Below are 22,138 nucleotides of genomic sequence, written 5' to 3' on the forward strand. Positions count from 1 at the left end.
TCAAACGATTACAGAAATATACCGATTGATATAAGTCAACAAGCTGGGTAGTATAAGGCAGCTTGTTAATGTCAATATAATTCTGTGGTTTGATTATAGTCTTTCCTGATTTTTTCTCCGTAATTTCTTATTTTATTGATGATGTCAGGAATAGCATCTGTTAAATCGTCAATTAAAGATTTTCCATCAACCGATCTTTTTTGTGTTGCGTACTTAAAGCCATAAACGCCTAGGGCGCCTAAAATGGCGTATTTTATTAATCTCATATCTTAAAAATTTAAATACCACTATTTAAAACATCATCTTCATCCCTTTGCTTTATTTGCTCTTCATTCGGAGTATCAAAGTCTTTAGATGAACTGCCTGTTTTGCTTTCGGCGCTTTCTACCGTAGGATTCTTATCATGACTATTATATGAATCATCACTTAGTGAATCATAACCCTGAGTTCCGGTATTGTCTAACCCATCTTTAGCGTGAATATTAGTTTCATTATATCCGTGGGCATTTTTTTCGGCTATGGTTTCTTGTCCAAAACTTGTTACCTCATTTCCATCATTGCCTTTTTCGTATTCTTTTTGAACATCAGATTTATTGTGGTCATCTCCTTTGCCAACATAACCTTCAGTATGTTCTTCCTTATTATAAATACTTGTTTTCATAATTATATTTTTAAGAAAAACAGATGGAATCCGAAATGGTTTTATCCCACTTTTTGAAAAAATGGAATCAGCTCGGATTTTGATAAACATTGAGCTTCAAAAAAATTTAAATGGTCGTTAAAAATCATTCGGGTATTTTCTCCGTTTTATTTGAATATGATTTTCTTCTTTTGTTTAACTTGGCCCAAATTTTAAAGGTTACAATAAATGGAGTGGAAATATTTACTATCAAACAAACGATTTGGGCAGGAAAGCTGGACCGGAGACCGTGATAAGGCACGTTCTGACTTCCAGAGAGATTATGACAGGTTAATTTTCTCTTCGCCATTCAGACGTTTGCAAAATAAAACTCAGGTATTTCCTTTGCCCGGCAGTGTTTTTGTACATAATCGCTTAACACATAGTTTAGAAGTGGCGAGTGTGGCCCGTTCTATGGCCAATATGTTTTTAAACAATGTAGAGGAAAAAAAACCTGAATTAGTTAAAGAGGTACCTTTAATTAATGAAGTGGGAAATATTGTTGCTGCAGCGGCCCTGGCTCATGATCTGGGTAATCCTGCTTTTGGTCATTCAGGCGAAGCAGCTATATCCAGATATTTTACTGATGGTGATGGTAGAATTTACCAAAAAGAGATGAATGAATCTCAATGGCATGACTTGATCAATTTTGAAGGGAATGCAAATGCTATCCGCATCCTTACACACCCATTGAAGGGTAAAGGGCATGATGCTTATGCACTCACTTATTCAACTCTTGCATCAATAGCTAAATATCCATGTGCATCAATTGCAGGTAAACAGAAAGGTCTTTTGCATCGCAAAAAATATGGTTTTTTTCAATCTGAGGAAGAAACTTTTAAGAAAATTGCCAATGAGCTTGGCCTGGAGCAAGAAGATAATGAATATTTGATTTATAAACGTCACCCACTGGTTTACCTGGTTGAAGCAGCAGATGATATTTGTTACAGTATCATCGATCTTGAAGATGCCCACCGTTTAAAAATCCTTTCTTATGAGGAGGTAAAAAACTACCTGTTACCATTCGCAAATTCTAATACGATAGAAGACAGACTTAAAAATAATTATGAAGATGATGATGCTAAAATAGGATTGCTCAGGGCAAAGGCCATTAACACGCTGACTAATTTATGTGCAGATATTTTTTACAGAGAGCAAGAAAGTTTATTAAAAGGTAGTTTAAATAATAGCCTTACTGATTTGATTCCAGAACCTTATCTTTTAGCCTGGAGAGCCATTGAAAAAGTTTCAATCGAGCGAATATATAATTTTTCTTCAGTGATTCAGAAAGAGGTTGCAGGATATAAAATTATGGCCGGACTTCTGGAAGAATTTGTCCCTGCACTAATTAATAATAATACGCATTATTATAAAAAACTGGTTAAGCTTATCCCTAAGCAATATCATACTGATTTAACAGACATTTACTCCCGAACACAAAGTGTTTTAGATTTCGTATCTGGAATGACCGATCTGTATGCCGTTGATTTATATCGCAATATTAAAGGTATATCCTTTCCGTCCGAAACATAAGAATTGTTATTGATCTTATTGTTTTTTTTTAGATTTAATTAGTATAGTTTCTGTTAGATTTACCATTCTTCAATTTTAGAATTGTGTTAAAACAGGACGTTCGTGTAAAAAAAAGCATTTTGTTGCTTTTTTAAGATAATCATTATTAATGATTTAACCATTTATGAGTATTTATAGAAAGGCATTAGTGTAAATCAAGCATAGTGGGATATACTAATTATTAGATTTGAGAGTTGGGGCTTCTGCAGTTTTTGCATCAGGTTCAACAGATTAGATCATATCCCTATTCATGAAAAAAATTTTACTTATTGCTTTGCTGAGCATGGGCTTGGCATTTGCTGTAAAAGCACAAGCTCCGCAGCAGTTTAATTATCAAGGTGCAGCCAGAAATTCGAATGGAACCCCCATTGCGAACAAAAGTATTTCATTAAGAATTAGTATTCTTGATGCGTCTGCAACGGGAGCAGCGCAATATTCCGAAGTAAGAAGTGTTACAACAAATTCCACTGGATTATACGCCATAAGTATAGGTAGCGCTGGTGCAACGTCAACCACAGGTTCTATTGGAGCCGTAACCTGGGGCACAGGTTTAAAATTTGTTAAGATTGAGGTTGATTCAGATAACGGTTCAAATTTTAGTTTAGCAGGCACTGCTCAATTGTTAAGCGTTCCTTATGCGCTTTATGCCGCTAATGGTCCAAGCGGCCCTCAGGGTCCAGCAGGTCCTGCTGGCGTTGCAGGTCCCGCTGGTATTCAAGGTGCTCCTGGAGTTAAGGGTGATAAAGGTGATACAGGTCCTGCCGGACCATCTACTGGGGTGGCAGGAGGGGATTTGACAGGTAATTACCCCAATCCCACTATTGCCGGTTTACAGGGTCAAGTCTTATCTGCTGCTACTCCATCAAATAATCAAGTATTATTATATGACGGTAATGCCTGGAAACCAGTAATGCTGGATGTAAGTCAACTGGCAGGAGCAAAATCTCTATCTTCTACAGATTTGAGCATAAGCGCTAATGGAGCAATTGCATTGTTAAAAGATGTGGTTGTTGATATCAATGCAGGCGCTGTTACAACTGTTAAAATTGCTGATGCTGCCATTACATCTGTTAAAATTGGAAATAAAGAAGTTAAAAATGTAAATATAGATGACGCTGCAGTTAATACTTTGCAACTCGCTGATGCTTCGGTTACTACTTTGAAACTCGCAGACGGAGCTGTTACGTCAGTTAAAATCGGGAATAAAGAAGTCAAAAATGTAAATATAGATGATGCTGCTGTTAACACTTTGCAACTTACAGACGGATCTGTAACAACTCCAAAACTCGCAGATGCATCTGTAACCGTAGCTAAATTAACAAGTGCCGGTGTAAGTGATGCCAATAAAGTTTATATAACCAATGCAATAACTGGCAAGCCAGAATTAATGAGTATTCCTGTACTGACTAAATCAAATACGTGGGCACTAAGAGGTAACTCTGGTAACATTGATCAAACCAATAATTTTTTAGGAAATACTGATGATGTGGCAATCAATTTTTTAGTAAATGGCCAAAAATCCGGTCGGTTAGGAAATTCAGCAGATAACAATATATCCTATGGTTATAGAACCCTTATGGCAAATGTTTCAGGATTTTTTAACAGTGCATTTGGCAAAGAAGCATTATCTGTAAACGTTTCAGGATATGAAAACAGTGCGTTCGGACATCTTGTTTTGCAACATAATTTTAGTGGGATCAACAACAATGGATTTGGTTCGCAATCATTGGCAACCAATACAGTCGGTTCAAATAACAGTGCTTTTGGTACGCATACATTAATGGCGAATGGTACGGGTGTTGCCAATACAGCAATTGGAAGTTTAGCTTTAGAAACGAGTAACGGGAATAATAATACTGCTTTAGGGTTTTCGTCCGGGAACAAAAATAGAGGAAGTGGTAATATCTTTTTAGGAAGTAATGCCGGAAGTACATTGACCAATACCAGTAATACGCTTATTGTAGCCAATAGCAATACAATTTATCCTCTACTGTCAGGAAACTTAACAACAGACGGGGGAACGCTAACAATCAATAGTTCTTCAGCAGCCACTGCAACAAGTTATGCTCCGGGCAACTCCAGCACTTTAAATGTAAACGGATCTGTTTCCGCAAGTATTTTAACACATACTGCGGCAGGTGCTTTAACCCTGGACGCAAGCCACTATACTGTTCGGGTAAAAAATGCAGGATCGGCAGTAACAATAAATCTGCCGAGCGCAACAAGTTGTAAAGGTAGAATCTATATTATTATAAAAGCACTGTCATCTGGAAACATCACCTTTAATACTGCAATATCATTAAATGATGATACCACAACTACAACAATGAGTGGTAGTAAAACTTATACTATTCAAAGTGATGGTACAACCTGGATTTCTTTAAACTAAAGAATATGAAACCATCATGATTTTTCAAACCACACAGTGGTATGAATAAATCTGATAGCTTCATCACAATTAAAAACAAATTTATACGGATGAAAAAAACATACTACCTGTTTATTTTCTCATGTTTGATGTTTTTAGGAAAAAACCTTAAAGCACAAAATCTGCCCTATGCTATAAATTCGGCAGGTGGATATGGTAAAATCAATAATCAGTTATACGATTTCAGTATTGGCGAAATGGTTTTGATACAGACTTTTCAAGCCAGTGATATAAGCTTAACACAGGGTTTTTTACAACCTTTTTTATTGATCCAGACATCTGCCGATGTGGCTATTGTAAACAATATTCTTACGCCTAATGGCGATGGAAAAAATGATTTTTTCTTTATTAATGGCTTGGAGAAATATCCAGCTAACAAGCTGACCATTTTTGATAGGGGCGGAAGAAAATTGTATTCAACTGCCAATTATCAAAACAATTGGGATGGTTACTTTAATGGAAAGCCCTTAATGGAGGATACATATTATTACATCCTGGATTTAGGTGTTGACGGAACAATTAAAGGGTTTATATCAATTTTATATAAGAAATAACAACGTGAGAAAGATGAAATTTTATTTATGTGGCTTGTTGTTATTGTTAATTACACCAGCCTTTGGTCAACTAAATCCGATGGGTAGCGTTTATTACCAAAACCAATTTCTGGCAAACCCTGCAATGGCAGGAGTAGAAAATGGTTTAACTTTAAACGGTGCTTTTAAAGCCCAGTGGCTGGGTGTAGATGGTGCACCCAAAATTCAATATATTACCGGTGATTATGGAATGGAAAGCAATAAGGTTGGCCTCGGTGCACTTATTTACAACGAAACCGCTGGTGTAATAAACAGATTACGGGCAACAGTTAGCTATGCCTATCATTTACCACTCAATAGTGGCTCAAGCTTCTTAGATTTCGGTTTATCTGCCGGAGTGATGAATGAGTATGTGAACATGGGAAAGGTTAAAGGTGATTTCACTGATGATGTCCTCAATAGTTTCAATGATCGCCGAATGTATCTGGATGGCGATTTCGGAATGGCTTATCGTATGGATAAGCTGACTTTACAGGGAACATTACCCAACCTTAAGCGTTTTTTTAAGAGGGATGTATTGAGAAATGTTGTAGACCGGTCAATCTATTTTATTGCAGCGGGTTATAAATTTACAACCACCAATGTGATTAACAGTATTGAGCCCAAACTGGTTTACAGGGGCGTACAAAATTACAATGGTATTTTTGATGTAGGTATCAATCTTCAATTTCTAGAGAATAGGTTTATGTTAAATGGAATTTATCACAGTACCAATAGCCTTACCGCTGGTTTTGGAGCAAATTATAAAGAACAGTTTTTGATTTTATTCCAATACACAACCAATACTTCTCAAATGAGAAATTATAGTAATGGCGAGTTTGAAATCGGTTTAAGATATAATTTCAAAAATCAATAGAAACAAAAAGGTTGTCCAAAAGTCTCATTCAATTGCTTTTTGGACAACCTTTTTAATTTTTTTATCTGCCTCTGGCATCATCCCATTTATTTCTCTCGTCCTGGAGTTCACGTGCAAGTTTCATCTCTTTGTCCTTGGCTTTAACTTTGTGCGCCTGGAATTCGTCGGCCACTTCCTGATAAAGTTGTGTTCGGTATGTAGCCTCTCTTCTATATTTTCCAGATTGAAAAATCACAATTGCCAAAGCTGCACCAAGCACAAGAATAATGGCCCATACTATAGTGTTGTAAGTGCCTTTTTCAAATGATATGCCCAAAAACTTGATCTCATTAACAGATGCTGTAGCGTTGGCTAAAGAACTTTCTTTTCCTGAAACTTCTCCTTTTAAACTTGAAATATTGTCTGATTGTGCTTTAATTTCCTTTCGGGCATCTTGTAGTTGCTTGCGCTCTTTTCTTAAGGTGTCATTTACGCTCTTCCATAAAGAAGTTAACCTGGATGGATTAATCAGCTTTGCACCATACAAGCTTTTGGATTTTTTTAACATAAATTCATACTGACCGTTTAATGATGGATCGGTATTCTTCGAAGTATCAGGTAGAACTTGTCCAAATGCAACGTTTAAAAATAGCATAGCTCCTAAAAACAATAGCGTGTGTTTAATTTTCTGCATAGTTTAAATATAGGTGTTAGAATGTAAAACTACATTTTTATATATTTCTTAACCAATTATATTTTATTTAAAAGGTTAAGAGAATGAATAAACTGTTTTTGTTAAAATAACAATTTTATCTAAGTTTTATTATAAATTAATTCACTATAGGTTACATTTGTTTCATGCAAATAGGAATTATCGGTTTAGGCGATATGGGCAGATTATATGCAATATCGTTTGTAAACGCTGGTTATAAGGTATGCGGGGCGGATATGCCTTTACGTTTTACAGATTTAAAAAATGAACTTGAACCAAAAGGAATTGAAGTATTGATTGATGGTCATGAAGTGGCCAGAAAGTCTGATTTTATTATCTATTGTGTTGAAGCTGAGAAAATTGATGAAGTAGTGGCCACCCTTGCACGCTCTACAAAGTTTGGTGCAATTGTTTCCGGGCAAACATCTGTTAAACATCCTGAAATTGCTGCTTTTGAGAAACATCTTCCGGAGGATACGCAAATTGTAACATGCCATTCTTTACATGGGCCTGCTTTTAGTCCTGAAGGGCAAACGTTGGTTGTGGTTCGCCATCGTGCAACGGATGAAGTTTATGGAAAAGCATTAGAAATTTATAAATCTCTGAAATCAAACATCATTGAGATGGATGATTACCGGGAGCATGACAGAATTGTTGCCGATACGCAGGCGGTTACACATATGGGTTTCGAAAGTATGGGCTCGGCATGGAAAAATGCAGGTTTTTTCCCCTGGGATAATCCGGCTTATGCGGGCGGAATAGATAATGTCAAAATTTTAACCACCCTGAGGATTTTTAGCTACAAATCTCATATTTATGCCGGTTTAGCCATCCTAAATCCCTACGCTCAAAAGCAAGTTAAATATTATGCACAGGCAGAGTCTGAATTATATAAACTGATGATTTGTGAAAATGAAACCGAATTCAGGGAAAAGATTTATGCTGCCCGCGATTTTGTTTTTCATGAAAGCAGAACACTTTTGCTTTTGGATGATAAGATCATGAAAGAATTTAGCTTGTCTGATTCTGAACATAAACAGAAACCAAACTCGCATTTAAGTTTGTTGAGTATGGTTTACGCCTGGTATAAAATGGGCGTTAACCCTTATGATAATTTGATTTGCCAAACGCCGCCATTTAAACTGAGATTAGGTATTGCCGAATATCTTTTCAAAAATGAAGAAATGCTCGAAGAATCCATACGAACTGCCTTGTACGATAAATCGATCAGGGGTGATGATCTGGAATTTCATACGGCGGTGCACGAATGGGCATCAATTATAGGGTATGGAGATTTAAAAGGATATAAAGAACATTTCGAAGCTGCTAAATCATTTTTTGCTAATCGTTTAAATGACGGACGTGATTTAAGTGCAGAAATGATTAGAAGATTAGGAAAGTAATTGATTTAAACACGAGTGGTTGTCATGCTAACCTGTAGCGGAAAGCTACGAAGTAAATTTATTTTGCAAGTGTAAATATCAATCTTAAAAGGTCTTGTAGCTACTTCGTGGTGAGCATCTTTTCTGCTATTAAGGTTCTGAAACAGATTTAAGTGATGATATTTCTAAATACATTCATTCAAAATTAATTCTTAACTTTGTTATTATGACTACTTTAACTGTAAAAATAGATAATAAAAAAACAGAAAAGGCCGTGAAAGCAGTTTTAGATGCTTTAGGATTGAGTTATGCTGAAGATAAAGGAATAAAAAAAGCTCAAGAACCATTAAATAATGCTGAGCAAGCAATGTTTAATCGTTTAAAAAACTCTTTTGAACAGATTAAACTTCATCAAGAAGGAAAGATAAAGCTTAGGGATGCTAGAGAACTTTTAGATGAATTATAATGTTAAAACAATACCCGATTTTGACAAAGAAGCAAAAAGGATTGCAAAAAAGCATAAATCAATTAAATATGATATTTCAGACTTAATTGATAATCTTGAAGTTAATCCAACTTTAGGCATTCATCTCGGACAGAATGTTTACAAAATTCGCATGGCTATTTCCGACACGAATAAGGGGAAATCTGGTGGCGCTAGAATAATTACTTATGTTTTGTTAGACGATGAAACTGTATTTTTAGCTGACATTTATTTGAAAAGTGAGCATGATACTGTTGATGTGAATAGGGTTATACTGCGGTTAAAGGATGCAGGGATAATTTAACAGTAAATCTAATCTTAAATAATTTTAATTCATTCAAAATCCTATTTTATCCCCTTAATATATAGACTTTATTTTATTCACTCAATCTTTCGTTTCCATAAAACAAGTGCATTATATTTGCCCGCATGTCGGTATTGCTGTTTACCATTATCGTTTTATTGGGCGCTTTTTTAGCTGGTTTGCTAGGTTCGTTAACCGGTTTGGGCGGTGGTGTAATCATCATTCCTTTGCTAACCCTGGCGCTTGGTGTTGATATTCATTATGCTATTGGCGCCTCCATCGTTTCTGTTATTGCAACATCTTCAGGTTCTGCCGCGGCTTATGTTAAAGAGGGAATCACTAATATTCGGATAGGGATGTTCCTCGAAATTGCTACCACGGTAGGGGCTATTTGTGGGGCGATTGTTGCTGTATATCTTAATGCGAATTACATTGCTATTATATTTGGTTGCATTTTGATTTTTTCGGCCATCATGACGCTTAAGAAAAAAGTAGATCATACTACTTTAGATAATACCGATAAATGGGCTAAATTTTTTAAACTGAACAGCACCTATCCCGATAAAGGAATTGACCATCCTTATGCGGTAAAAAACGTTCCTGGTGGTTTTTTAATGATGCTTTTTGCTGGAACGCTATCCGGGTTGTTGGGTATTGGAAGTGGCGCATTGAAAGTTATTGCGATGGACAACATTATGCGGCTACCATTTAAAGTATCTACAACAACGAGTAACTTCATGATGGGTGTAACAGCCGCTGCAAGTGCTATTGTTTATTTACATCGTGGTCAGATTGATCCGGGAATCGCCATGCCGGTTTGCATTGGTGTTTTAACAGGCGCATCAGTAGGGTCAAAAGTGTTATTAAAAACCAAAACAGATAAACTCAAAATTATTTTTGCAATTGTAGTTACATTTTTAGCATTGCAAATGATATATAAAGGAATAAGTGGTTTGTAAATGGGTACAGTTAAAAAAGAAAATATTAACGATAAGGATATTCAAATCATTTTGGGCACACTATTACGTGCTGGTGTAATTATTTCTATGGGTATCGTATTAATAGGCGGCATCATTTTCCTGATTCATAATAAAGGAGTGATTACCGATTATAAAGTATTCAGGCCTGAGCTTTCCAAATTTTCTTCAATTGCTGCAATTTTCAAAGGTGTTTCTACATTTCATGGCGATGCAATCGTGCAATTTGGCATTCTCATGCTGATCTTTACACCAATAGCCCGCATAGTTTTCGCTATTTTTAGCTTTTTAATTGAAAAAGACTACTTGTATGTGATCATTGGATTTATCATTTTAGCGATCATAACCATCAGTTTAAATGGTGGTTTGGCACACTAACTTTCCTTTTTCGGTTAAATCCCATCGTATCAGCAATTTATTTGAAAAAATATTTCGCTAACTATTTGAAAATTAATAATTCTTGTCTATCTTTGCCGTCCCTTTCGGGGGATGTACAACCACCTTGAACGAAGCCCTACTGCTTCGATGGGTGTTAAAAAGAAAAGATAAAATGTCAGGAATTATTGGAAAAAAAGTAGGAATGACCAGTATTTTCGATGCAGAAGGAAGAAACATTCCTTGTACTGTAATCGAAGCTGGGCCTTGTGTAGTTACACAAGTAAAGACCGAAGAAAAAGACGGGTATTCATCAATCCAGTTGGGTTACGATGAGAAAAAAGAGAAAAACACAACTCAACCGTTAAAAGGCCATTTCGCGAAAGCAAACACAACTCCGAAACGCAAACTTGTTGAATTCAATTCGTTTACAACTTCACTTAATTTAGGTGATGTAGTAACAGTTGATGCATTCGAGGAAGGCGATTTTGTTGATGTTGTAGGTACCTCAAAAGGTAAAGGTTTTCAGGGTGTTGTAAAACGCCACGGATTTGCCGGTGTTGGTATGCAGACTCACGGTCAGCATAACCGTTTACGTGCCCCAGGTTCATTGGGAGCATCATCATTCCCATCACGTGTATTCAAAGGAATGCGCATGGCAGGAAGAACAGGCGGAGACAGAGTGAAAATTCAAAACTTACAGGTTTTGAAGATTTATGCTGATCAAAACTTATTAGTAGTTAGTGGTTCCATTCCAGGAGCTAAAGGTTCTTACGTAATCTTAGACAAGTAATCAGATGGAAGTTAAAGTATTAAACATTTCAGGTAAAGAAACAGGTGCCAAGGTGCAACTTCCTGAATCGGTATTTGGTATCGAGCCTAACGACCACGCGATTTATTTAGATGTAAAACAGTATTTGGCTAACCAACGTCAAGGTACTCACAAATCTAAACAACGTAACGAGATTGCAGGTTCTACCCGTAAACTATACAAACAAAAAGGTACAGGTGGTGCCCGTGCCGGAAGCATTAAATCTCCATTATTTAATGGTGGTGGTCGTGTTTTTGGTCCTCAGCCACGTGATTATAGTTTTAAATTGAACAAGAAATTAAAATCATTAGCACGTAAATCTGCTTTAGCTTATAAAGCAAAAGATAACAACGTGGTAGTTTTAGAAGATTTCAACTTCGATACAATTAAAACTAAAAACTATACAAGTTTAATTTCAGCATTAAACGTTGGAACTCAAAAAACTTTGTTGGTTTTACCTGCACAAAATAATAATATCTATTTATCAAGCAGAAACGTTCAGAAAACTAAAGTAATCACTGCAGCAGAATTAAATACTTATGATGTATTAAACGCTGGTGTTCTTGTGTTAACTGCTGATTCTGTTAAAACTTTGGAGGAGGCATTTGCCAAGTAATATGGAAATTTTAAAAAAACCAATATTAACCGAAAAAGCTTCAGCTTTAACTGAGAAATCTAACCGTTTCACTTTTAGCGTTAACCACAAGGCTAACAAAATCCAGATTAAAGCAGCAATTGAGAAATTGTACGGTGTAACCATCGTTGCAGTTAACACAATGGTTGTTGATGGAAAAGCTAAATCTCGTTACACTAAAGCAGGTTTTGTATCAGGCCGTAGTCCTAAATACAAAAAAGCAATCGTAACGTTAAAAGACGGCGAAACAATAGATTATTACGCAACCCTTTAATTTAATAATTAATTATAACTATGGGCTTAAGAAAATTTAAACCAGTTACTCCAGGTACCCGCTTTAGAGTTGGTGCTAGTTTTACGGAGATTACAGCAACCAAGCCCGAAAAATCATTGGTTGTATCATCAAAAAAGTCTGGTGGACGTAACAACACAGGTAAAATGACTATGCGCTACATGGGTGGTGGTCATAAAAAATCATATCGTTTAATCGACTTCAAACGCGATAAATTCGATATTCCTGCAACAGTAGCTACTGTTGAATACGATCCAAACCGTACTGCCCGCATTGCATTATTACATTATGCAGATGGCGAGAAGCGTTATATCATTGCTCCTGAAGGTTTGCAAGTTGGTCAGAAATTAGTTTCTGGCGATACTGCAGCTCCAGAAGTAGGTAACACTTTAAAATTATCAAACATTCCATTAGGTTCTATCATCCACAATGTGGAGATCCACCCTGGAAAAGGAGCACAATTGGCTCGTAGCGCAGGTGCTTATGCACAATTAGCTGCCCGCGATGGTAAATATGCTACTTTAAAAATGCCTTCAGGCGAAACCCGTTTAATCTTGACTACTTGTCTTGCTACAATCGGTGCTGTATCTAATTCAGATCACGCAAACGAAGTATTAGGTAAAGCTGGTCGTAAACGTTGGTTGGGCCGTCGTCCGAGAACCAGACCGGTAGCGATGAACCCAGTAGATCACCCAATGGGTGGTGGTGAAGGTAGATCATCAGGTGGTCACCCACGTTCAAGAAATGGTGTTTTAGCTAAAGGCTATAAAACCAGAGAACTTAAAAAATATTCTAATCGTTACATCATAGAGAGAAGGAAGAAATAATGGCTCGTTCGATAAAAAAAGGACCTTATATTGACCATAACGTAGAGAAAAAAGTTAGCTCTATGAATGATTCAGGCAAAAGAACTGTAATCAAAACTTGGTCTCGCAGATCAATGATCTCACCAGATTTCGTAGGTCATACATTTGCAGTACACAACGGTAACAAATTCATCCCTGTGTACGTAACAGAAAACATGGTTGGTCACAAGTTGGGAGAATTTGCTCCAACCAGAACATTCAGAGGACACGCTGAAAAGAAAAAATAATTAGACAATGGAAGCAATAGCAAAATTAAACAATTGTCCAACCTCACCGCGTAAGATGCGTTTGGTTGTAGATCTTATCAGAGGTGAACGTGTAGAAAAAGCATTAAGCGTTTTAAAGTTTACCAATAAAGAAGCAGCAATAAGAGTTGAGAAATTATTATTATCTGCAATTAACAACTGGGAAGCTAAAAATGGTAAAACTTCTGATGGAAGTGAGCTATTTGTTAAAACGATTATGGTAGATGGTGGCCGTCAACTTAAACGTTTACGTCCGGCACCTCAAGGCCGTGGATATAGAATTCGCAAACGTTCTAACCACGTTACGCTGATTGTAGATAGTAAAAATACAGAAACAACTCAAAACTAATTTTAGGAAATGGGACAAAAAGCAAATCCAATAGGTAACAGGTTAGGTATCATCAAAGGATGGGATTCTAACTGGTTCGGTGGCAACAACTACTCCGATAAATTAGTTGAAGATGAGAAAATAAGAAAATACCTTTCTGCCCGTATCGCTAAAGGTGGTGTTGCTAAAGTGGTTATCGAGCGTACGTTAAAACGTATCACGGTAACAATCCACACAGCTCGCCCAGGTATTGTAATCGGTAAAGCAGGTGCTGAGGTTGATAAAATCAAAGAAGAGTTAAAGAAATTGACTAAAAAGGAAATTCAAATTAACATCTTCGAGATTAAACGCCCTGAACTTGATGCACAATTAGTTGCAGAAGGTGTTGCAAAACAATTAGAAGCAAGGATCTCATTCCGTAGAGCAATGAAATCTTCTATCGCATCAACCATGCGTATGGGTGCTGAAGGTATCAAAATCATGACTTCTGGTCGTTTAGGTGGTGCTGAAATGGCTCGTACTGAACAGTACAAAGAAGGAAGAGTGCCTTTGCATACATTCCGTGCTGATATTGATTATGCTTTAGCTGAAGCTTTAACCACTTATGGTAAAATCGGCGTTAAAGTATGGATCTGTAAAGGTGAGGTTTATGGAAAACGTGATTTGTCTCCAAACATCGGTTCGACAAACAACGGTCCAAAAGGCCAGTCAGATAAACCAGCCTTCGGTGGAAGAGATAACAGAGGTGGTGGAAGAGATAACCGTGGCGGTGGAGACAGACGTGGTGGAAACCAAGGTGGTCGCCCAGGTCAAGGTGGTGCAAACAGAGGTGGTGGCGCAGGCGCTAACAGAGGTCCTCGTAAATAATTGATTTATTAACATCGTTTAACGATTAGAACAAAATAAAATGTTACAGCCAAAAAGAACGAAGTTCAGGAAGATGCAAAAAGGCAGAATGAAGGGTTTAGCTTCTCGTGGAGCTGAATTAGCATTCGGATCTTTCGGTATCAAATCTTTAGAAGCTACTTGGATCACAAGTCGCCAGATAGAGGCTGCCCGTATTGCCGTAACACGTTTCATGAAACGTGAAGGTCAGGTATGGATCAGAATTTTCCCGGACAAACCGGTAACTAAGAAACCTGCTGAGGTACGTATGGGTAAAGGTAAAGGTGCTCCTGAATATTGGGTAGCAGTTGTAAGACCTGGACGTGTAATTTTCGAAGCTGAAGGTGTGCCTTTAGAAGTAGCTAAAGAAGCATTACGTTTAGCCGCTCAGAAATTACCAATCCAAACCAAATTCGTAGTACGTAGAGATTACGTAGAAGCATAGTAAAGTGTTGAGGTGAATGTTGTAAATACTTGTTTATTATAACCGCTACACTCAACGTAAAAGAAAAAGAAAAATGAAAAATTCAGAAATCACAGGGCTTTCAAAGGAAGAATTAGTAGCTAAGATTGCGGAAGAAAAAGAGAACTTATCAAAGTTAAAGTTCGCTCACACTATTTCAGCTATCGAAAATCCTTCGCGTATTGCAAAAGTAAGGAAAGACATAGCCCGTTTAAACACTGAGTTGACTAAAGTGAAAAACACTGAGTCAGCTACTGAAACTAAATAATTTGAGAGTCGACATGGAAAGACAATTAAGAAAAACAAGAACGGGGTTAGTAGTAAGCAACAAGATGGATAAATCTGTTGTAGTGAGCGTGGAACGTAAAGTGAAACACCCGATTTATGGTAAGTTCGTTAAGAAAACTACCAAATTTATGGCTCATGATGAGAAAAACGAATGTGGTATCGGTGATACTGTATTAATTATGGAAACTCGTCCGTTGAGCAAAAACAAGAACTGGAGATTGGTACAAATTTTAGAAAGAGCTAAATAAGATGGTACAACAGGAATCGAGATTAAACGTTGCTGATAACAGCGGCGCAAAAGAAGTATTGGTAATTCGCGTGCTAGGTGGAACCGGCAAACGTTATGCTTCAATTGGTGATAAAGTAGTTGTTACCGTAAAAAGCGCATTACCGTCAGGTAATATTAAAAAAGGTACAGTTTCTAAAGCAGTTGTGGTAAGAACTAAAAAAGAGATCAGACGTAAGGATGGTTCTTATATCCGTTTTGACGATAATGCTGCTGTATTATTGAACGCACAGGATGAGCCAAGAGGTACACGTATCTTTGGCCCGGTTGCGAGAGAACTACGTGAAAAACAATTCATGAAAATTGTATCATTAGCACCGGAGGTATTATAAAATGGGAAACAAAGTAAATACACCATCAAAACTTAAAATCCGCACTGGAGATTTAGTTAAAGTCATTGCTGGCGATTCAAAAGGTCAACAAGGAAAAGTACTTTCAGTACAAATAGATAAAAACAGAGCCATTGTAGAAGGCGTTAACTTAGTATCTAAACATACTAAACCAAATGCTGCGAATCCAAACGGTGGTATTATAAAAAAAGAAGCTGCTCTTCACATTTCTAACTTGATGTTGGTTGATCCAAAATCTGGTAAAGCCACTCGCGTTGGTCGTAAGCTTAACGCTGATGGTAAATTAGTTAGAGTTGCTAAAATTTCAGGGGAGGAAATTAAATAATGGCTACACCTAGATTAAAAAGCAAATACAAAGAAGAAGTTGTAAATGCATTAAAAGAAAAATTTCAGTACAAAACTGTAATGCAGGTTCCTAAATTGGAAAAAATCTGTATCAATCAGGGTGTTGGTCGTTTTTCTGTTACTGATAAAAAGATTATGGATACTACAATCGTTGAGTTGTCTACCATCACTGGTCAACAAGCGGTTCCGGCACAATCTAAAAAAGATATCTCTAACTTTAAATTACGTAAAGGTATGCCGGTAGGTGTGCGCGTAACATTACGTGATAACAATATGTATGAGTTCTTAGATCGTTTGATCTCTGTAGCTTTGCCACGTATTCGTGATTTCAAAGGTATTAACGATAAAGGTTTCGATGGAAAAGGTAATTACACTTTAGGTGTTACTGAACAAATCATCTTTCCTGAGATTAATATAGATAAAATCAATAAAATTTTAGGGATGGATATAACTTTCGTAACTTCGGCAAAATCTGACGTTGAAGCCCTTGAGTTATTGAAACAATTCGGATTACCATTTAAAAATCAAAAAACAGCAGAATAATGGCAAAAGAAGGTGTAAAAGCACGCGAAGTTAAGCGCCAAAAATTGGTAGCTAGATACGCTGAAAAACGTGCAGTATTAAAAGCTGCGGGAGATTTCGAGGGTTTAGATAAATTACCTAAAAACTCATCTCCGGTACGTTTACACAACCGTTGTAAATTAACTGGTCGTCCACGTGGTTACATGCGTACCTTTGGTATTTCAAGGGTAACGTTCCGCCAAATGGCACTAGACGGTAAAATACCAGGTGTTAAAAAAGCATCTTGGTAATATAAAGTAGCTAGTACTGAGTATCAGGTATCGAGACCAATTGGTTTCTTGATACTTGATACTTATGTCTATATACTATAATAAAGAATTTTAACCGATAGCAGGTCCCACCGCTGGGTAGCGGAAGGAAACCATTATCAAAAACAATAAATAATGAATACAGATCCAATAGCAGATTATTTAACAAGAGTAAGGAATGCCATTAAGGCCAACCACAGAGTTGTAGAAATTCCTGCATCAAACCTTAAAAAGGAAATCACTAAAGTACTTTTTGATAAAGGTTACATCGCGAATTATAAATTTGAGGATACTACAGTTCAAGGCACAATCAAAATTGCTTTGAAGTACAATCCAATAACTAAAATTCCTGCTATTCGTACATTAGTGCGAGTAAGTAAACCAGGTTTGAGACAATATGCAGGCGTTGAAAACATGCCAAGAGTATTAAACGGTTTAGGTATCGCAATCTTATCTACTTCTAAAGGCGTAATGACCGACAAAGAAGCAGCCAAATTAAACATTGGTGGTGAGGTATTGTGTCACGTTTATTAATATTTAGGAGAACAACACAATGTCAAGAATAGGAAAAGCCCCAATTACAATCCCTGCAGGTGTTACAATTACCGTATCTAACGATAACGTGGTAACTGTAAAAGGTCCTAAAGGTGAATTAACACAAGCAGTAGATTCAGATATCACTGTAAGTCAGGAAGATGGAATTTTAACAGTTCAACGTCCATCAGAACAAAAGAAACACAAAGCATTACACGGTTTATACCGCTCATTGCTTAACAATATGGTTATTGGTGTTACAGAAGGTTATACTTTAACTCAAGAATTAGTAGGTGTTGGTTACCGTGCTACAAACCAAGGTAACACACTAGATTTAGTTTTGGGTTATTCTCACCACTATGTATTCCAGTTACCAGCTGAGATTAAAGTTACTACTCAATCTGAAAAAGGTCAAACACCTAAAATCATTTTGGAAAGTATAGACAAACAATTGATCGGTCAGGTAGCAGCGAAAATCCGTTCGTTACGTGCACCAGAGCCATATAAAGGTAAAGGTATCAAGTTTGTAGGTGAAGTGTTAAGAAGAAAAGCAGGTAAATCAGCATCTAAAAAATAGTAATCATGGCAGGTAAAAAATTATCAAGAAGAGATCGTATTAAAAAAGGGATCAGAAAAAGACTTACCGGTTCGGAAGAGCGTCCAAGGTTATCTGTATATAGAAGCAATAAAGGGATTTATGCGCAGGTAATTAACGATGTAACCGGTAAAACAATTGCATCAGCATCATCATTATCGAAAGATTTTACTGGTACTGGAAATAAAAGCGACCAATCAGTTGCAGTAGGCAAATTAGTTGCTGAAAAAGCAATTGCTGCTGGTGTTAAAGAAGTTGTTTTCGATAGAAACGGCTATTTATACCACGGTCGTGTAAAATCGTTGGCAGAGGGTGCCCGCGAAGCTGGTTTAGTATTTTAATCTGAAGAAAAAGTAAGATGTCAACTATCAATATAAAAAGAGTAAAAACCACCGATATCGAATTAAAGGATCGTTTGGTTAGTATACAACGTGTTGCCAAAGTAACCAAAGGTGGTCGTACTTTCAGCTTCTCAGCAATTGTTGTTGTTGGAGATGAGAACGGTGTTGTTGGTTTCGGTTTAGGTAAAGCGAAAGAGGTAACTGAAGCAATCGCTAAAGGTGTGGATGATGCTAAAAAGAACTTAGTTAAAGTTCCAATTTTAAATGGTACTGTTCCTCACGAGCAAATCGGTAAATTTTCAGGTGGTTTTGTATTAATCAAACCAGCTGCAGTAGGTACCGGAGTAATTGCTGGTGGTGCGATGCGTGCTGTATTAGAGAGTGCCGGCGTTCATAACGTGTTGGCAAAATCTAAAGGTTCATCAAACCCACACAACGTGGTAAAAGCAACTGTTGATGCATTAACTAAAATGCGTGATGCTTATACAGTAGCTCAAACTCGTGGTATAGATTTAAACAAAGTATTTAACGGATAATATCATGGCTAAGATCAAAATAACACAAGTAAAAAGCGTTATCGACAGAAGCGAGCGCCAAAAAAGAACCGTTCAGGCTTTGGGTTTATCTAAAATGAACCAAAGCGTTGAAGTAGAAGCTACACCGCAAATTATCGGTATGATTCGTAAAGTGAATCACCTGGTAGCTATCGAAGCAATTTAATAAAAATCTGAAGCTAGTATAGGGGTATCCCTGTACTGGCTTTATATATGTTTAATCGTTGTACCTGTTTAGTGAAAGCGAAGGGCAACACAAATTCAAAAAAATGAATTTAAGTAATTTAAAACCTGCAAAAGGTTCTACAAAAAACAGCAAAAGAATTGGTCGTGGTACAGGTTCTGGTCGTGGTGGTACTTCAACTCGTGGTCACAAAGGTGCGGGTTCTCGTTCAGGTCACTCTACTAAAATCGGTTTCGAAGGTGGTCAAATGCCTTTACAACGTCGCGTACCTAAAGTTGGTTTCAAACCAATTAACCGTACAGAGTATGTTGGTGTAAATTTAGATGTACTCCAAGGCTTAGCTGAAAAACATAACTTAACAACTATCGATTTCGCTGCTTTACAGGCGCATGGTTTAGCTTCAAAAAATGACTTAGTTAAAATTTTAGGTCGTGGTGAAGTGAAAGCAAAATTAGAAGTTACTGCACATGCGTTTTCTGCAACCGCACAAAAAGCTATTGAAGCTGCAGGTGGTTCAATTGTAAAATTGTAATTATTAAATGAAGAAGCTATTTACTACTTTAAGTAATATCTGGAAAATTCAGGAATTAAAAGAGCGTATTTTGTTTACGCTCTTAATTCTTTTGGTATACCGTTTCGTATCTCACGTGGTTTTACCAGGTGTAGATCCAACTGCTTTAGGCACTAACGAAAAATCAGGACTTTTAGGCATACTAGATATGTTTGCCGGAGGTTCTTTCTCTCGTGTGTCTATTTTAGCATTGGGGGTAATGCCTTATATCTCTGCATCGATCGTGGTGCAACTATTGGGTATTGCTGTTCCTTCTTTTCAAAAAATGCAGAAAGAAGGCGAAAGTGGTAGAAAGAAAATGAACCAGATTACCCGCTACCTTACGGTGGCAATCACAATCGTTCAATCTGTAGGTTACGTTAAAACGCAAGTTCCGGCTGAGGCAATTTTATTACCAAATACTTTATTTTTAGTGCTATCTACGTTTGTATTAACGGCAGGTACATTATTTGTAATGTGGTTAGGTGAAAAAATTACTGATAAAGGTATTGGTAATGGTACGTCTCTAATCATCATGGTTGGTATCATTGCCCGTTTACCAATTGCGATTTCTCAGGAATTCAGTGCACGTGTAGGATCTGCCAGTGAAGGCGGAGGTCCTGTTGCATTGGTTTTAGAAATCGTTGCTTTATTTGCGGTAGTGATGTTTACCATTTTAATTGTTCAGGGTGTACGTAAAGTACCTGTACAATACGCAAAGAAAATCGTTGGTAATCGCCAGTTTGGCGGTGTTCGTCAGTACATTCCTTTAAAGGTTAATGCTGCTGGTGTAATGCCAATTATTTTTGCTCAGGCGTTAATGTTTATTCCAGGTGCTTTAATGCAATTTGTTCCTTCGTTGCAAGGTTCATGGTTAATTCAATTCAGCAATACAACTTCGTTGGCTTATAGCTTAACGTTCGCATTTTTAATTATCGCATTTACATTCTTCTATACTGCAATTACAGTAAATCCAACTCAAATGAGTGACGATATGAAGAAAAACGGTGGTTTTATTCCAGGTGTTAAACCAGGTTTTGCAACATCAACTTTCATTGATGATGTAATTTCAAAAATCACTTTTCCAGGTGCGGTGTTTTTAGCGATCATTGCTATTTTGCCTTCGTTAGCAGTTAAATTTGGAATTAAGCAAGAGTTTGCTCATTTCTTTGGTGGTACATCATTATTAATTTTAGTTGGTGTTGTTTTAGATACTTTACAACAAATTGAAAGTTATCTGTTAATGCGTCACTATGATGGTTTAATGAAAACGGGTAGAGTTACTGGCAGAACAGGTGTTCCTGCAGCGAGTAGCAATGCAGCGTTGTAGTTCTGAAGGATGTCTAAAATTTATTACAAATCTCTTGAAGAGATCGAGTTAATAAGAGAAAGTTCCATGCTTGTTTCCAAAACTTTGGCAGAAGTGGCTAAAATAATAAAAGCAGGCATGACTACTTTAGCCCTGGATAAATTAGCTTACGAATTTATAAGTGATCACGGAGCAATTCCGGCATTTTTAAATTACAATGGTTTTCCAAACTCTTTATGTATTTCGCCAAATGAGCAGGTTGTTCATGGATTTCCAAGCGATTATGTTATACAAGAGGGCGATCTGATTTCAGTTGATTGCGGCGTAATTAAAAACGACTATTTTGGTGATTCGGCTTATACTTTCTCTATTGGAGAAATTGATGCTGAAAAACAAAAACTGGTAGAAGTTACAAAACGTTGTCTGGAATTAGGAGTAGAAAAAGCTGTAGCTGGCATGCGTGTTGGAGATATTGGTTTTGCCGTTCAACAATATGCTGAAGCAAATGGTTTTGGAGTAGTAAGAGAATTAGTTGGGCATGGTGTTGGGGTAAAACTTCACGAAAAGCCTGAAATTCCGAATTATGGGAAACGTGGTGCAGGGCCAAAACTTGAAGAAGGAATGGTTATTGCAATTGAGCCGATGATTAATGCAGGCGTTGCCGGTGTTAAATTTCATAATGATGGATGGACGGTAACCAGTAAAGACAATAAACCATCAGCACATTTTGAACATACAGTAGCTATTAAAAAGGGCAAAGCAGACGTTTTATCAACGTTTTCTATAATAGAAGAAGTTTTACAACAAAAAAAATAAATAATTAAAATTTTTTATTTAATTTTGCAACCCTGTTTAGAAGCAGCTAATTAAGTAACAATCAATAAAATATGGCTAAACAAGCCTCAATTGAACAAGACGGAGTAATAAGAGAAGCATTATCTAATGCGATGTTCCGGGTAGAACTCGAGAACGGACATGAGATTATTGCCCACATTTCAGGAAAGATGAGGATGCACTACATCAAGATTCTACCTGGTGATAAAGTAAAATTAGAGATGTCTCCTTATGATTTAACAAAAGGACGCATCACTTATAGATATAAATAAA

General features: G+C 36.9%; 35 protein-coding genes. 32 read left to right on the top strand and 3 right to left on the bottom strand.

The features are described from left to right. Nucleotides 1-71 precede the first annotated feature (71 nt). Together DU508_RS10055 and DU508_RS10060 are read right to left on the bottom strand one after the other, a co-directional pair. The gene (locus DU508_RS10055; RefSeq protein WP_115402649.1) at nucleotides 72-266 is read right to left on the bottom strand and encodes a YtxH domain-containing protein; all 195 of its coding nucleotides are present in this window, start codon (nucleotides 264-266) and stop codon (nucleotides 72-74) included. A gap of 11 nt (nucleotides 267-277) precedes the next feature. Then, entirely contained in the window at nucleotides 278-661 is a 384-nt protein-coding gene (locus DU508_RS10060; RefSeq protein WP_147273611.1) for a hypothetical protein, read from the bottom strand. A 207-nt stretch (nucleotides 662-868) separates the two neighbouring features. On the opposite strand from DU508_RS10060, the gene DU508_RS10065 reads away from it, so the two are divergent. The 4 genes from DU508_RS10065 (at nucleotide 869) to DU508_RS10080 (ending at nucleotide 6,128) form a co-directional block, all read left to right on the top strand. After that, nucleotides 869-2,212: a deoxyguanosinetriphosphate triphosphohydrolase gene (locus DU508_RS10065; protein ID WP_115402651.1), complete on the top strand. Its 1,344-nt coding sequence runs from the start codon at nucleotides 869-871 to the stop codon at nucleotides 2,210-2,212. 289 nt (nucleotides 2,213-2,501) lie between these two features. Then, nucleotides 2,502-4,640 (top strand): hypothetical protein, encoded by a 2,139-nt coding sequence (locus DU508_RS10070; RefSeq protein WP_115402652.1) that lies wholly within the window; start codon nucleotides 2,502-2,504, stop codon nucleotides 4,638-4,640. Nucleotides 4,641-4,729: 89 nt separating this feature from the next. Further along, nucleotides 4,730-5,233, top strand: coding sequence for a gliding motility-associated C-terminal domain-containing protein (locus DU508_RS10075; RefSeq protein ID WP_158542152.1), 504 nt, complete (start codon nucleotides 4,730-4,732; stop codon nucleotides 5,231-5,233). A 13-nt stretch (nucleotides 5,234-5,246) separates the two neighbouring features. Next, a complete protein-coding gene (locus tag DU508_RS10080; RefSeq protein ID WP_115402654.1) occupies nucleotides 5,247-6,128 on the top strand; it encodes a PorP/SprF family type IX secretion system membrane protein in 882 nt (293 codons plus the stop codon). 61 nt (nucleotides 6,129-6,189) lie between these two features. Here the strand turns inward: DU508_RS10080 and DU508_RS10085 are convergent, their stop codons facing one another. After that, entirely contained in the window at nucleotides 6,190-6,801 is a 612-nt protein-coding gene (locus DU508_RS10085; RefSeq protein ID WP_115402655.1) for a hypothetical protein, read from the bottom strand. 164 nt (nucleotides 6,802-6,965) lie between these two features. On the opposite strand from DU508_RS10085, the gene DU508_RS10090 reads away from it, so the two are divergent. From DU508_RS10090 to infA, 28 genes are all read left to right on the top strand, one after another. After that, nucleotides 6,966-8,222: a prephenate dehydrogenase gene (locus DU508_RS10090; RefSeq protein WP_115402656.1), complete on the top strand. Its 1,257-nt coding sequence runs from the start codon at nucleotides 6,966-6,968 to the stop codon at nucleotides 8,220-8,222. 205 nt (nucleotides 8,223-8,427) lie between these two features. Further along, nucleotides 8,428-8,667, top strand: a complete 240-nt coding sequence (locus tag DU508_RS10095; protein WP_115402657.1) for a hypothetical protein — start codon at nucleotides 8,428-8,430, stop codon at nucleotides 8,665-8,667. Next, complete coding sequence (locus tag DU508_RS10100; RefSeq protein WP_115402658.1) at nucleotides 8,657-8,989, top strand: hypothetical protein; 333 nt, start codon at nucleotides 8,657-8,659, stop codon at nucleotides 8,987-8,989. Before DU508_RS10095 ends, DU508_RS10100 begins: the two co-directional genes overlap by 11 nt. A 125-nt stretch (nucleotides 8,990-9,114) precedes the next feature. After that, nucleotides 9,115-9,948, top strand: a complete 834-nt coding sequence (locus DU508_RS10105; RefSeq protein WP_115402659.1) for a sulfite exporter TauE/SafE family protein — start codon at nucleotides 9,115-9,117, stop codon at nucleotides 9,946-9,948. Beyond that, entirely contained in the window at nucleotides 9,949-10,344 is a 396-nt protein-coding gene (locus DU508_RS10110; protein ID WP_115402660.1) for a DUF1634 domain-containing protein, read from the top strand. It begins immediately after the preceding gene. 172 nt (nucleotides 10,345-10,516) lie between these two features. Next, on the top strand, nucleotides 10,517-11,134 hold the full coding sequence (rplC, locus tag DU508_RS10115; protein WP_115402759.1) for a 50S ribosomal protein L3: 618 nt from the start codon (nucleotides 10,517-10,519) through the stop codon (nucleotides 11,132-11,134). A gap of 4 nt (nucleotides 11,135-11,138) precedes the next feature. Further along, a complete protein-coding gene (rplD, locus tag DU508_RS10120) occupies nucleotides 11,139-11,768 on the top strand; it encodes a 50S ribosomal protein L4 (protein WP_115402661.1) in 630 nt (209 codons plus the stop codon). Nucleotide 11,769: 1 nt separating this feature from the next. Then, a complete protein-coding gene (rplW, locus tag DU508_RS10125) occupies nucleotides 11,770-12,060 on the top strand; it encodes a 50S ribosomal protein L23 (RefSeq protein ID WP_025145221.1) in 291 nt (96 codons plus the stop codon). A 20-nt stretch (nucleotides 12,061-12,080) separates the two neighbouring features. Next, nucleotides 12,081-12,905 (top strand): 50S ribosomal protein L2, encoded by an 825-nt coding sequence (gene rplB / locus DU508_RS10130; RefSeq protein ID WP_115402662.1) that lies wholly within the window; start codon nucleotides 12,081-12,083, stop codon nucleotides 12,903-12,905. Continuing rightward, the gene (gene rpsS / locus DU508_RS10135) at nucleotides 12,905-13,171 is read left to right on the top strand and encodes a 30S ribosomal protein S19 (RefSeq protein ID WP_115402663.1); all 267 of its coding nucleotides are present in this window, start codon (nucleotides 12,905-12,907) and stop codon (nucleotides 13,169-13,171) included. Before rplB ends, rpsS begins: the two co-directional genes overlap by 1 nt. 7 nt (nucleotides 13,172-13,178) lie before the next feature. Further along, nucleotides 13,179-13,538, top strand: a complete 360-nt coding sequence (rplV, locus tag DU508_RS10140) for a 50S ribosomal protein L22 (protein ID WP_010599905.1) — start codon at nucleotides 13,179-13,181, stop codon at nucleotides 13,536-13,538. A 9-nt stretch (nucleotides 13,539-13,547) separates the two neighbouring features. Further along, entirely contained in the window at nucleotides 13,548-14,384 is an 837-nt protein-coding gene (gene rpsC, locus DU508_RS10145; RefSeq protein WP_115402664.1) for a 30S ribosomal protein S3, read from the top strand. 40 nt (nucleotides 14,385-14,424) lie between these two features. After that, nucleotides 14,425-14,847, top strand: a complete 423-nt coding sequence (gene rplP, locus DU508_RS10150) for a 50S ribosomal protein L16 (RefSeq protein ID WP_010599903.1) — start codon at nucleotides 14,425-14,427, stop codon at nucleotides 14,845-14,847. Between the two features lie 73 nt (nucleotides 14,848-14,920). Further along, nucleotides 14,921-15,133, top strand: a complete 213-nt coding sequence (gene rpmC, locus DU508_RS10155) for a 50S ribosomal protein L29 (protein WP_025145217.1) — start codon at nucleotides 14,921-14,923, stop codon at nucleotides 15,131-15,133. A 13-nt stretch (nucleotides 15,134-15,146) separates the two neighbouring features. After that, complete coding sequence (rpsQ, locus tag DU508_RS10160) at nucleotides 15,147-15,401, top strand: 30S ribosomal protein S17 (protein WP_010599901.1); 255 nt, start codon at nucleotides 15,147-15,149, stop codon at nucleotides 15,399-15,401. A gap of 1 nt (nucleotide 15,402) precedes the next feature. After that, complete coding sequence (rplN, locus tag DU508_RS10165) at nucleotides 15,403-15,771, top strand: 50S ribosomal protein L14 (RefSeq protein WP_010599900.1); 369 nt, start codon at nucleotides 15,403-15,405, stop codon at nucleotides 15,769-15,771. Nucleotide 15,772: 1 nt separating this feature from the next. Beyond that, on the top strand, nucleotides 15,773-16,114 hold the full coding sequence (rplX, locus tag DU508_RS10170) for a 50S ribosomal protein L24 (protein WP_025145216.1): 342 nt from the start codon (nucleotides 15,773-15,775) through the stop codon (nucleotides 16,112-16,114). After that, nucleotides 16,111-16,677, top strand: coding sequence for a 50S ribosomal protein L5 (rplE, locus tag DU508_RS10175; RefSeq protein ID WP_109926340.1), 567 nt, complete (start codon nucleotides 16,111-16,113; stop codon nucleotides 16,675-16,677). Before rplX ends, rplE begins: the two co-directional genes overlap by 4 nt. Further along, nucleotides 16,677-16,946: a 30S ribosomal protein S14 gene (rpsN, locus tag DU508_RS10180; RefSeq protein WP_025145214.1), complete on the top strand. Its 270-nt coding sequence runs from the start codon at nucleotides 16,677-16,679 to the stop codon at nucleotides 16,944-16,946. The genes rplE and rpsN overlap by 1 nt, the downstream gene beginning before the upstream one ends. Nucleotides 16,947-17,099: 153 nt before the next feature. Beyond that, complete coding sequence (gene rpsH, locus DU508_RS10185) at nucleotides 17,100-17,498, top strand: 30S ribosomal protein S8 (RefSeq protein ID WP_115402665.1); 399 nt, start codon at nucleotides 17,100-17,102, stop codon at nucleotides 17,496-17,498. Nucleotides 17,499-17,517: 19 nt separating this feature from the next. Beyond that, entirely contained in the window at nucleotides 17,518-18,075 is a 558-nt protein-coding gene (rplF, locus tag DU508_RS10190) for a 50S ribosomal protein L6 (protein WP_115402666.1), read from the top strand. A 5-nt stretch (nucleotides 18,076-18,080) separates the two neighbouring features. After that, nucleotides 18,081-18,434, top strand: coding sequence for a 50S ribosomal protein L18 (gene rplR, locus DU508_RS10195; protein WP_029278655.1), 354 nt, complete (start codon nucleotides 18,081-18,083; stop codon nucleotides 18,432-18,434). A gap of 17 nt (nucleotides 18,435-18,451) precedes the next feature. Then, nucleotides 18,452-18,970 (top strand): 30S ribosomal protein S5, encoded by a 519-nt coding sequence (gene rpsE, locus DU508_RS10200; RefSeq protein WP_010599893.1) that lies wholly within the window; start codon nucleotides 18,452-18,454, stop codon nucleotides 18,968-18,970. Between the two features lie 4 nt (nucleotides 18,971-18,974). After that, on the top strand, nucleotides 18,975-19,154 hold the full coding sequence (gene rpmD / locus DU508_RS10205) for a 50S ribosomal protein L30 (RefSeq protein WP_115402667.1): 180 nt from the start codon (nucleotides 18,975-18,977) through the stop codon (nucleotides 19,152-19,154). 103 nt (nucleotides 19,155-19,257) lie between these two features. Continuing rightward, the gene (gene rplO / locus DU508_RS10210) at nucleotides 19,258-19,704 is read left to right on the top strand and encodes a 50S ribosomal protein L15 (RefSeq protein WP_115402760.1); all 447 of its coding nucleotides are present in this window, start codon (nucleotides 19,258-19,260) and stop codon (nucleotides 19,702-19,704) included. A 7-nt stretch (nucleotides 19,705-19,711) separates the two neighbouring features. Beyond that, nucleotides 19,712-21,052, top strand: a complete 1,341-nt coding sequence (gene secY / locus DU508_RS10215; RefSeq protein ID WP_115402668.1) for a preprotein translocase subunit SecY — start codon at nucleotides 19,712-19,714, stop codon at nucleotides 21,050-21,052. Nucleotides 21,053-21,061: 9 nt separating this feature from the next. Beyond that, nucleotides 21,062-21,847 carry a type I methionyl aminopeptidase gene (map, locus tag DU508_RS10220; protein ID WP_115402669.1) on the top strand — a complete coding sequence of 262 codons (786 nt, stop codon included), beginning with the start codon at nucleotides 21,062-21,064 and terminating at the stop codon, nucleotides 21,845-21,847. Between the two features lie 71 nt (nucleotides 21,848-21,918). After that, nucleotides 21,919-22,137, top strand: coding sequence for a translation initiation factor IF-1 (gene infA / locus DU508_RS10225; RefSeq protein WP_010599888.1), 219 nt, complete (start codon nucleotides 21,919-21,921; stop codon nucleotides 22,135-22,137). Nucleotide 22,138 lies beyond the last annotated feature (1 nt).

Origin of the sequence: Pedobacter chinensis, assembly GCF_003339865.1 — a bacterium.
GTDB lineage: Bacteria > Bacteroidota > Bacteroidia > Sphingobacteriales > Sphingobacteriaceae > Pedobacter > Pedobacter chinensis.

Bases quoted from the DNA above. Each gene is read 5' to 3' on its own strand.
- DU508_RS10055 (WP_115402649.1), bottom strand. From the start codon at position 266: ATGAGATTAATAAAATACGCCATTTTAGGCGCCCTAGGCGTTTATGGC.
- DU508_RS10060 (WP_147273611.1), bottom strand. From the start codon at position 661: ATGAAAACAAGTATTTATAATAAGGAAGAACATACTGAAGGTTATGTT.
- DU508_RS10065 (WP_115402651.1), top strand. From the start codon at position 869: ATGGAGTGGAAATATTTACTATCAAACAAACGATTTGGGCAGGAAAGC.
- DU508_RS10070 (WP_115402652.1), top strand. From the start codon at position 2,502: ATGAAAAAAATTTTACTTATTGCTTTGCTGAGCATGGGCTTGGCATTT.
- DU508_RS10075 (WP_158542152.1), top strand. From the start codon at position 4,730: ATGAAAAAAACATACTACCTGTTTATTTTCTCATGTTTGATGTTTTTA.
- DU508_RS10080 (WP_115402654.1), top strand. From the start codon at position 5,247: ATGAAATTTTATTTATGTGGCTTGTTGTTATTGTTAATTACACCAGCC.
- DU508_RS10085 (WP_115402655.1), bottom strand. From the start codon at position 6,801: ATGCAGAAAATTAAACACACGCTATTGTTTTTAGGAGCTATGCTATTT.
- DU508_RS10090 (WP_115402656.1), top strand. From the start codon at position 6,966: ATGCAAATAGGAATTATCGGTTTAGGCGATATGGGCAGATTATATGCA.
- DU508_RS10095 (WP_115402657.1), top strand. From the start codon at position 8,428: ATGACTACTTTAACTGTAAAAATAGATAATAAAAAAACAGAAAAGGCC.
- DU508_RS10100 (WP_115402658.1), top strand. From the start codon at position 8,657: ATGAATTATAATGTTAAAACAATACCCGATTTTGACAAAGAAGCAAAA.
- DU508_RS10105 (WP_115402659.1), top strand. From the start codon at position 9,115: ATGTCGGTATTGCTGTTTACCATTATCGTTTTATTGGGCGCTTTTTTA.
- DU508_RS10110 (WP_115402660.1), top strand. From the start codon at position 9,949: ATGGGTACAGTTAAAAAAGAAAATATTAACGATAAGGATATTCAAATC.
- rplC (WP_115402759.1), top strand. From the start codon at position 10,517: ATGTCAGGAATTATTGGAAAAAAAGTAGGAATGACCAGTATTTTCGAT.
- rplD (WP_115402661.1), top strand. From the start codon at position 11,139: ATGGAAGTTAAAGTATTAAACATTTCAGGTAAAGAAACAGGTGCCAAG.
- rplW (WP_025145221.1), top strand. From the start codon at position 11,770: ATGGAAATTTTAAAAAAACCAATATTAACCGAAAAAGCTTCAGCTTTA.
- rplB (WP_115402662.1), top strand. From the start codon at position 12,081: ATGGGCTTAAGAAAATTTAAACCAGTTACTCCAGGTACCCGCTTTAGA.
- rpsS (WP_115402663.1), top strand. From the start codon at position 12,905: ATGGCTCGTTCGATAAAAAAAGGACCTTATATTGACCATAACGTAGAG.
- rplV (WP_010599905.1), top strand. From the start codon at position 13,179: ATGGAAGCAATAGCAAAATTAAACAATTGTCCAACCTCACCGCGTAAG.
- rpsC (WP_115402664.1), top strand. From the start codon at position 13,548: ATGGGACAAAAAGCAAATCCAATAGGTAACAGGTTAGGTATCATCAAA.
- rplP (WP_010599903.1), top strand. From the start codon at position 14,425: ATGTTACAGCCAAAAAGAACGAAGTTCAGGAAGATGCAAAAAGGCAGA.
- rpmC (WP_025145217.1), top strand. From the start codon at position 14,921: ATGAAAAATTCAGAAATCACAGGGCTTTCAAAGGAAGAATTAGTAGCT.
- rpsQ (WP_010599901.1), top strand. From the start codon at position 15,147: ATGGAAAGACAATTAAGAAAAACAAGAACGGGGTTAGTAGTAAGCAAC.
- rplN (WP_010599900.1), top strand. From the start codon at position 15,403: ATGGTACAACAGGAATCGAGATTAAACGTTGCTGATAACAGCGGCGCA.
- rplX (WP_025145216.1), top strand. From the start codon at position 15,773: ATGGGAAACAAAGTAAATACACCATCAAAACTTAAAATCCGCACTGGA.
- rpsN (WP_025145214.1), top strand. From the start codon at position 16,677: ATGGCAAAAGAAGGTGTAAAAGCACGCGAAGTTAAGCGCCAAAAATTG.
- rpsH (WP_115402665.1), top strand. From the start codon at position 17,100: ATGAATACAGATCCAATAGCAGATTATTTAACAAGAGTAAGGAATGCC.
- rplF (WP_115402666.1), top strand. From the start codon at position 17,518: ATGTCAAGAATAGGAAAAGCCCCAATTACAATCCCTGCAGGTGTTACA.
- rplR (WP_029278655.1), top strand. From the start codon at position 18,081: ATGGCAGGTAAAAAATTATCAAGAAGAGATCGTATTAAAAAAGGGATC.
- rpsE (WP_010599893.1), top strand. From the start codon at position 18,452: ATGTCAACTATCAATATAAAAAGAGTAAAAACCACCGATATCGAATTA.
- rpmD (WP_115402667.1), top strand. From the start codon at position 18,975: ATGGCTAAGATCAAAATAACACAAGTAAAAAGCGTTATCGACAGAAGC.
- rplO (WP_115402760.1), top strand. From the start codon at position 19,258: ATGAATTTAAGTAATTTAAAACCTGCAAAAGGTTCTACAAAAAACAGC.
- secY (WP_115402668.1), top strand. From the start codon at position 19,712: ATGAAGAAGCTATTTACTACTTTAAGTAATATCTGGAAAATTCAGGAA.
- map (WP_115402669.1), top strand. From the start codon at position 21,062: ATGTCTAAAATTTATTACAAATCTCTTGAAGAGATCGAGTTAATAAGA.
- infA (WP_010599888.1), top strand. From the start codon at position 21,919: ATGGCTAAACAAGCCTCAATTGAACAAGACGGAGTAATAAGAGAAGCA.